The sequence below is a fragment of the Peribacillus butanolivorans genome (assembly GCF_001273755.1).
Classification (GTDB): domain Bacteria; phylum Bacillota; class Bacilli; order Bacillales; family DSM-1321; genus Peribacillus; species Peribacillus butanolivorans.
The window spans coordinates 3,115,058-3,122,331 of the sequence record NZ_LGYA01000001.1; the positions used below are offsets into that span (position 1 = coordinate 3,115,058).

Annotated in this window: 10 protein-coding genes and 1 pseudogene; 2 read left to right on the forward strand and 9 right to left on the reverse strand. The window is 35.9% G+C overall.

The window, feature by feature from the left end; genetic code table 11:
* Positions 1-16 precede the first annotated feature (16 nt).
* Entirely contained in the window at positions 17-865 is an 849-nt protein-coding gene (locus tag AKG34_RS14250; RefSeq protein ID WP_236694951.1) for a TVP38/TMEM64 family protein, read from the forward strand.
* A 309-nt stretch (positions 866-1,174) separates the two neighbouring features.
* On the opposite strand, the gene AKG34_RS14255 is transcribed toward AKG34_RS14250, so the two are convergent.
* The 7 genes and pseudogenes from AKG34_RS14255 to AKG34_RS14275 all read right to left on the reverse strand — a co-directional run bounded on the left by AKG34_RS14255 (position 1,175) and on the right by AKG34_RS14275 (position 5,423).
* Positions 1,175-1,639, reverse strand: coding sequence for a GNAT family N-acetyltransferase (locus AKG34_RS14255; protein ID WP_053346679.1), 465 nt, complete (start codon positions 1,637-1,639; stop codon positions 1,175-1,177).
* 20 nt (positions 1,640-1,659) lie between these two features.
* Positions 1,660-2,111: pseudogene (locus AKG34_RS14260) on the reverse strand (MarR family winged helix-turn-helix transcriptional regulator).
* Between the two features lie 338 nt (positions 2,112-2,449).
* Positions 2,450-2,962, reverse strand: coding sequence for a DUF2306 domain-containing protein (locus AKG34_RS14265; RefSeq protein WP_053346680.1), 513 nt, complete (start codon positions 2,960-2,962; stop codon positions 2,450-2,452).
* Between the two features lie 388 nt (positions 2,963-3,350).
* On the reverse strand, positions 3,351-4,040 hold the full coding sequence (locus tag AKG34_RS14270) for an alpha/beta fold hydrolase (RefSeq protein ID WP_053346681.1): 690 nt from the start codon (positions 4,038-4,040) through the stop codon (positions 3,351-3,353).
* A 286-nt stretch (positions 4,041-4,326) separates the two neighbouring features.
* On the reverse strand, positions 4,327-4,494 hold the full coding sequence (locus AKG34_RS28010; RefSeq protein ID WP_161804938.1) for a hypothetical protein: 168 nt from the start codon (positions 4,492-4,494) through the stop codon (positions 4,327-4,329).
* Between the two features lie 77 nt (positions 4,495-4,571).
* Positions 4,572-4,745: a hypothetical protein gene (locus AKG34_RS28015; protein ID WP_161804939.1), complete on the reverse strand. Its 174-nt coding sequence runs from the start codon at positions 4,743-4,745 to the stop codon at positions 4,572-4,574.
* Between the two features lie 288 nt (positions 4,746-5,033).
* Entirely contained in the window at positions 5,034-5,423 is a 390-nt protein-coding gene (locus tag AKG34_RS14275) for a cupredoxin domain-containing protein (RefSeq protein ID WP_053346682.1), read from the reverse strand.
* A gap of 665 nt (positions 5,424-6,088) precedes the next feature.
* Between AKG34_RS14275 and AKG34_RS14280 the strand changes: the two genes are divergently transcribed.
* Positions 6,089-6,280: a hypothetical protein gene (locus AKG34_RS14280; protein ID WP_053346683.1), complete on the forward strand. Its 192-nt coding sequence runs from the start codon at positions 6,089-6,091 to the stop codon at positions 6,278-6,280.
* A gap of 77 nt (positions 6,281-6,357) precedes the next feature.
* On the opposite strand, the gene AKG34_RS28335 is transcribed toward AKG34_RS14280, so the two are convergent.
* Both AKG34_RS28335 and AKG34_RS14285 read right to left on the reverse strand, forming a co-directional pair.
* Positions 6,358-6,501, reverse strand: a complete 144-nt coding sequence (locus AKG34_RS28335; RefSeq protein ID WP_162245338.1) for a hypothetical protein — start codon at positions 6,499-6,501, stop codon at positions 6,358-6,360.
* Between the two features lie 269 nt (positions 6,502-6,770).
* On the reverse strand, positions 6,771-6,983 hold the full coding sequence (locus tag AKG34_RS14285) for a DUF6366 family protein (protein WP_269083738.1): 213 nt from the start codon (positions 6,981-6,983) through the stop codon (positions 6,771-6,773).
* Positions 6,984-7,274: the final 291 nt, after the last annotated feature.

Genomic DNA, 7,274 nt, shown 5'->3' on the forward strand with positions numbered 1-7,274 from the left:
AGGGAGAAGGAATACTGTGGTTCTTGGAAAGAAACTGCCTGAGTTTTGGACGAATTTATTGATGGGCGCGTTTGCAGCCATGTGCGTTTTTGTATTTTTACCATCGCTGCTGATAATTTATAAAGTTATATTTACAGTCATCTTAATAGGCATTCTGTCTATTAATCTTGTCTTGATAAAAATGAAAAAAGTAAACTATTTAAAACTTACGAGTCTTTCCTTAGTGTACTTGAGCATTTTTTTGATTATTGTCTGTCTGATTTTTTATTCTACAAAGTTTTTGATTCTGGCAGATGCGAACGGTATTGAGAGCGTTTTAGGAGAAAATACCCTATTAGTCAAACTCCTTTTCCTACTTATTTGTTTCCTTCAGCCAATCATATTACCCTTGCCTGAAGCTGTAACAATTCCTGCAGGTAGTGCAGTTTTTGGCTCATTTACCGCAGCTTATCTAGGTTTTTTCGGAACTATTGCCGGAATAGCAGTCATGTTCCTAATAGCTAGGATTGGTGGACAAAAGCTTGCATTAAACTTAGTAAAAGAAAAGCACTTGCAAACCTACCAAAACTATGTAGAAAAAAATGAAACGGCCATCCTTTTCCTTCTGTTTATTATCCCGATTCTCCCAGATGAAATCATTTGCCTGGGATCGGGGATAGGCGGAGTTTCTTTTTGCAGATTTATTCTGATTGCTTCACTCTCAAAACTAATGACAGCCTTAGCCCTATCATATTCAGTCGAATTGGCAAAAGCCCTCACCATGACAGGACAGGAATTAATCTCGGCAGTGTCACTTGCTGCTGGTGTATTGTTTATTTTATCGATAGGAGTAAAATGGGTTTTAAACAAAAGAAAAGAACAATAGCAGAATGTATTATGAGAAAAACGCTGGAAAGAGTATAGCGTTTTTTTTGTGACCGAAAAAATTATAGGTATCAAATCCATTCATTCTTAACACTGTTGCTTACGTTTATGGAACTACCCTGCCCCGTTAGTTTAAGTAGAAAATTTCACAATATTGATTAACAGATTAAGCTGTCTTCATGAGAACCCAATATTTGATGAACTACAACTCAGTTAATAGAACAAGAAAAAGAGTCGCAGCTCCGACTCTTTTTCTGCTAAGTACCCTTTAGCACAATAAAAAAGGTTTTCAATTTTCATTGATAAGAATTTATATCTCTAATTCCATCTTCAAATCAGCTTCAAGATATTTGATATTTTTTAATGAAACAAACGAAAAGCCGAATTTTTTATACAATTCTATTGCCGCAGTTAGTTTATGGTTTGTAAAAAGTACAATTTTGCTTGCACCCTCTAACTTAGCTACCTCTATACATTTTTCCATTAATCTGCGTCCTATCTTCAGCCCTTGATATTTTTCTGTTACTGCAAGCTTTGCCAATTCAAATGCATTTTCTCCGTCTAATTTTATTAATGATACTGTTCCCACTATTTCAATATTGTATTTAGCAAAGAAAATAAAACCTCCACAATTTAAAACAACTTCTTCTGGATTATTTATTATTTTCTCATCTTCAGGTTCAACACTTACATATTTTTCAAGCCACTCGTATGAAAGTCTTTTTAAGTCTTCCTTGTATTCACTATTGTATGGAACGATTAAAACTTCTGCCATATTAAATATCTCCTAAATGATTAATAGTCACGTTTTATTCCACGCTTCACTAATTGCCAATCTGGTTCAATATTTTGTTTCATTCTATCTAGCATTGATAATAAGATTTGTTTTTCATCTTTACTAAAATCCCTCAATGCTACTTCACTTGAATAGTCACCTTCTCTTTTAAAAAAGAATAAATATCTTTCCCTTTTTCAGTCGGGAAAAGTTGGAGTTCTTTTTTATTTAGAGAACTTTCCCTTTTTTCAACCCATCCATTTGACTCTAATTTTTTTATCGCCTTGGCGACAGAAGTGCGGTCTATGTTAAGTAATTCGGCTAACTGTCCCTGGATGATGCCTGGATTTTCATTTATCCTTACCAAGTATAAATATTGACCTCTTCCAAGATTATAGTCTTTAAATTCAATATTACTAATTGTTTCAATACACCGGGATAATTGACCTATCTTTCTAAGTATTTGTTGCATAGAATACCCACTTTCCAAAGAGAACTAATTATGGAATACAATGACTATGCTTCATCCGTATTGTTGAAAGTTCAACAATAATGTTGTTAATTATTTTAAACTAATCTGCCCCGTTAGTGCTTAAGAAAAAGGCTGCCTCAGCAACCTCTCTTATTGAAGTAAAGCACCTGTTAGTTCATTAAGAAAAGCATTTCTTATTAAAAAATCGCGCCCGATTGCTGAACAAGAATAACGTATTTCTCTTTGTGCCTTATTTAACATAAGTCAGGATTATCAGAGTTTTTTTAAAATCTTGGTTCTGTTAAAGAAATAATGTTGTTTTTTAATACTAGGCTCTGTTATAAAGTATTGTTGTTTTCTTTCCTGGACAACTCTTTTCCCGGTTCTTCTTTTTTATTTCTTGTGTATTTTTGGCTTACGATATAAATCAAAGGGGTTCCGATGATGGTAGGTATAAACCAAAGCCATAGTTTGGGAAGTTGGTTAAGTAGAGGAATCATATTCCCAACATTAACCAAAAGAGCTGTTACAGCACCGATATAAGAACCTAACATACCTCTAATGTGGTGATGAATCCAGTTTTTCCAACGTCTTTTACGTGCAAGGTAACCATAAATCGCAAAGGAGTAAGAAAAAAGGGCCACATAAAACAAATAAGCGATTTCTTCCCATCGCAAAATTGACAAGATGATTGCAGTAATAAATATTACAACGTAAGATGCATGGTAGAGTTCACCCCATTTTGTATGAATACCTCTTCTTTTTTTGGCGGACATAGCTATTACACCTGAAAATAAGCATATTATTCCGAATATAATATGAATGATTAAAAGTATTTGGAAAGTATCCAAAGTAATCCTCCTTCAATTTATAACAACATATACCATTAATATATTCGAAGAAGATGTAAAAAATCATTAATAATTGTATTACATGCGCTATTCAAACCCAGTTTACAAAAAGCTTCTTAAAGGGAACCCAACCAAAACCAAACCCCTTGGCACCAAAGGGGTTTCGCTTATCGGCATTTATCGTTTATGAATGATTTATTATACCTCGTTGATAAATCATCGTTTACGCTTGCTCAAGAGCGCCTGATGGCTGCATAAAAAGCAGGGTTTTATGCAACCTCTTATTCAATTAAATGGCCCTCTACATAAAGAAATAGCACAATCCTTTCTACAGAATTGCGCCCGTTTGTTTAATAAGAATTAGGCTAGCAGTGAAAGCGTTGGAAACTCATGAATTAAGAAAACTTTTTACGGCAGCTAAGAAGGCTGGTAAATTAGCATCATGCACAAAGTGCCCGGCATCTTCTATCGTCACCAATTCGCAATTCGGTATAAGCTCAGAAACTTCCTGCAATTTGTTTTGAGGAATATGACTGGAACGACCGCCTATAATAAGAGTCGGCATGATAATGTCCGAAAGACGCTCCCACCATTCGGGATTGGGTTCATTAAGTTGCCGTAGAATCGAAGGCACAACCCGCCAATCAAACGGTAGGGGATCAGAAGGTTTGGAAGGAACTTCGAACGTCTGATCTGGAACAGGAGGAGGAGTGTCTTCAACAATCAACCTTTCTATTCTTGACGGATATGTTTCCGCGAAAAGATAGGATACTGTTCCGCCCATGGAATGACCAATTAGCGTAAACCGTTCCAAATTCATAGCATTCGCAAAATGAAGCAAGTCATCGGACATCAGTTCAAAAGTGTATGTACTAGTTCTCGCACTCCCACCGTGCCCCCGTTGATCTAAAGCTAAAACTCGGTATTTTTCTCCTAATACAGCAGCAACTTGATCCCATGTTTCTGCACTTGTCCCCAGCGCGTGAAGTGCAACAAGTGGTGGGGCAGAAGGTTCGCCACTCTCGCGATATTGAAAAGTGAGTCCATTCAGTTCAATTTGATTCACCCGTGTTTCCATCTCCGATCATCTCCTAGGGTAGGTATTATCATTTTAAACCCGATTTATTTAATGTCCGTACCTATATATTCAGCGAATGTGTGAATATTCCTTTTTAAACTCTTCTTCCCTTTAGTTAAATAGTCTCTAATATCATTTCTTCTACACTATTCTGCCCCTTTAGTTAATTACGGAAAAAATCCACCAAATGGCAGCCCTGATCTCAACTAACGCACCTGTTAGTTCAATTAGGTTAAGGAATTTTAATTTATTTTAGGCTTTATTCTCTGTTCAAATTCATCTTTGGCTATATCCCAAACTTATCTTGAACATCTTGAGCCATTAAATCAGTAATTATTTCATAATCATCTACTATATCTTCGTTAAGGATTCCCTTAACTGTACTCCACTGAATAAATTTATCATCACTTGGGCTGATAATATAAAAATATCTGGTTTCATACTTGTTTATCATTGGTACCTCCAGGATGAATTTTGGTTTCAAATCTTAATTCCAGTTTACAATTCGAGTTATATCCTCTTAAACTTAAACTATCCTACTACTTTTGTATTTTTAAAAAATCTCCTTATCAAGCCGTCACCTAAAAACAAAACAATTGCACAAATTATTAAAAACCACCAACCAAGTCCTTTCCAATACGTTGTAGCTAAAATCGCAATCAGAAAATACCAAGCTATAATTACTAACCCGTATAAAAACTTCATTTTAACGCCCTTCCTTTATAGACATTAAGAAATCCCCTCAATTATTTTTAAAGTATCCTGCCCCGTTAGCTCAATATTTACTTCAATTTTATTAGTACCATTAACACTAGTGAATATGGAAAAAATCTTTTTCTCACCTACCTCTTTACTTTACAAAAAGTTAGCATTTCCCTTTTTAAAGGAACATCCGTTTGTGGAGGAAAGTTAGCTGTAATGATGATGTCTGGGTAATAATAAGTAAGTTACCGTTGCCTATTAAAAAAAGCAAGGCCCGATTGGCCCTGCTTGTTATTTGACTATTACTTTTCCAGCCATTCCTTCTTGTAAATGGTACCGACATATCAGATCATATGTACCGTTCTTTTTCGGTTTCACGGTAATGGTTTTTTCTTTTCCCGGCTGGACTTCGGCGTCAATACTGAGCTTTTCCACTGTGAAGGTGTGCTTTTTCGTACCTTTGTTTTTCACTATCAACGTTGTCGTTCTTCCATTCGGAATAGTGATGACTTTCGGATTAAAGTAATCATCGTTCAACTCGACCTCAATCGCTTTCACTGACTCAATTGGCTGTGTTACGACTCCAGACTCGGCAAATACACTGAGTGAGTCTGGAGTTGTCACAACCACAATCATCGCAAGCAAAACGACCAATCCAGTTAACCACTTTTTCACAGACATTCGCAATCCCTCCTTTCCTAAGACTATCTTTTTCCAATTCATAAAATATTATCACTATAAATTAGGTTCCAACGTGCTTCAAATAGTAACTCTTTTATTTGAAACAGTGACAAAAAAAAAAGATCGACTCTAATGGCGATCTTCTGGAATCCATTCTACTTCATTCGAATAGGTAAGGGTTTGACATTATCGCTCCCTTTTCCCCTCGTTCACACCGTACATGAGATTTCCACCTCAAACTGCGTTCCAACTAATCCAATTCGATTTAATCATCAACACTTCTGAAATCGTTACCCCTTCAGTGTCTCAATTCTTCTGTTTCAATAAGTCGGTGCCTCCCGTGGGAGATAAACCTCTTTTAGTATTACGAAAACCTTATTTACCGATAAAGATTTGCCTTACATGATTACATGAATCTTCATTATTCTAGTGGCTATCCCTCCATGTGGATTAGACATATCATTGGTACTATGCCACCACTTTCCCGAAATAAAGATAAGTTATACAGTGGCTAGTCTCACTAGTGTTTTCCTTATCAACGCATCATTGGGAGTAAGCCCTCCACGTTACCAGCTTACAACGTTGAATTATCTATTATGGAATGAACTTAGGTGCTTCCTCCCTACCCCTATCTCTTTTTCTAAGATAGAAGGGAGGTGACCGCAATGGATCTTCTAAAAGACGTATTAGTGGAAGTAGCTAAAACAGTTGCCAATTCGACAGTTGTATATTTATTTAGCTTACTTCCTGCTAAAAAAGTCAAAAAGAAAACCACCCGTTCTACATCCAAACAGCACGGGCGGCCTTCTAGGAGTGTAAGATTTAGGAGCAACCGACCACTTTGGATTGGTTACTAGGCGAGATGTTAGCGCATCTCGTCTTTTTTATATATTCCACGTTATAACATAAATATACTAAAAAGATAAAAAAGAAACTACTTTCCCTTCGATAGTTCTTGCTTTATTTTTCTCCGGTTATATGATCCTTTGCCTTTCTTATTCAAAATCACACGAGTTGAGGCATCAAATCCCCAACTTAATCTACTATTGGTCATTTCACCGATTGTTTTCTTTTTCATATACATACCTGCTTTCTTTGAAACTTTCTTAGACCGCTACATTATTTCACAAGGCTTTGGCTTTTTAAATTCAAAGTATAAACAACTTTATTATCTCCATACATCAGGATATTAACAGTCGTAATTTCGTTTAAATTTGTTAACTCACGCATACTTCCTTAACATAATTCGGTCGTCCGTTGCATTCCAAAAGCCTCTAAAAATCGGGCCATATTGATACCGATATTAAACTAACGTACCCGTAAGTTGAACAAGGTTAAGTAAAATCTTTAAAAAAACAATTTATATAAAACATATCCAACTATTAAAACAACAATTAATATTCCTGTTTCTTTCCAACCTAAACCACTAACTAAGTCTGCTGGATTACCATATTCAGTTCTATTAATTCCATCTTTGAATGCACCTGTTGGATTTTTTTTTAGTTCTTCTTGTCTTAACCTCTCTCTTTTTTCTTCAGACATTTCACGGTGATTATTCAAACTAAGCACCCCCCTACGAATAATATTCTGTAATTTATCGTCTATACCTTCTTACACTAACCTGCCTTGGTTTAGTTCCATAAGAAACTCCTATGGCGGCGCTCCTCGCCGCCACCATCTACTACGAAAATCTATACTCAAAATAGAGTCTAACCCTTTAACTCCTTGACGATAATGGATGATAACAATACAACCAGGCTGAACCTTTTTTGGTGGATCTTAAGGAAGATACCCTGTATAAGAAACTGGTTGTGACAGTATTGAAGAACCATTTAGTGTACTACAAGTACG

Bases quoted from the DNA above. Each gene is read 5' to 3' on its own strand.
- AKG34_RS14255 (WP_053346679.1), bottom strand. From the start codon at position 1,639: ATGGCAGAAGTTTTAATCGTTCCATACAATAGTGAATACAAGGAAGAC.
- AKG34_RS14270 (WP_053346681.1), bottom strand. From the start codon at position 4,040: ATGGAAACACGGGTGAATCAAATTGAACTGAATGGACTCACTTTTCAA.
- AKG34_RS28010 (WP_161804938.1), bottom strand. From the start codon at position 4,494: ATGATAAACAAGTATGAAACCAGATATTTTTATATTATCAGCCCAAGT.
- AKG34_RS28015 (WP_161804939.1), bottom strand. From the start codon at position 4,745: ATGAAGTTTTTATACGGGTTAGTAATTATAGCTTGGTATTTTCTGATT.
- AKG34_RS14275 (WP_053346682.1), bottom strand. From the start codon at position 5,423: ATGTCTGTGAAAAAGTGGTTAACTGGATTGGTCGTTTTGCTTGCGATG.
- AKG34_RS14280 (WP_053346683.1), top strand. From the start codon at position 6,089: ATGGATCTTCTAAAAGACGTATTAGTGGAAGTAGCTAAAACAGTTGCC.
- AKG34_RS28335 (WP_162245338.1), bottom strand. From the start codon at position 6,501: ATGAAAAAGAAAACAATCGGTGAAATGACCAATAGTAGATTAAGTTGG.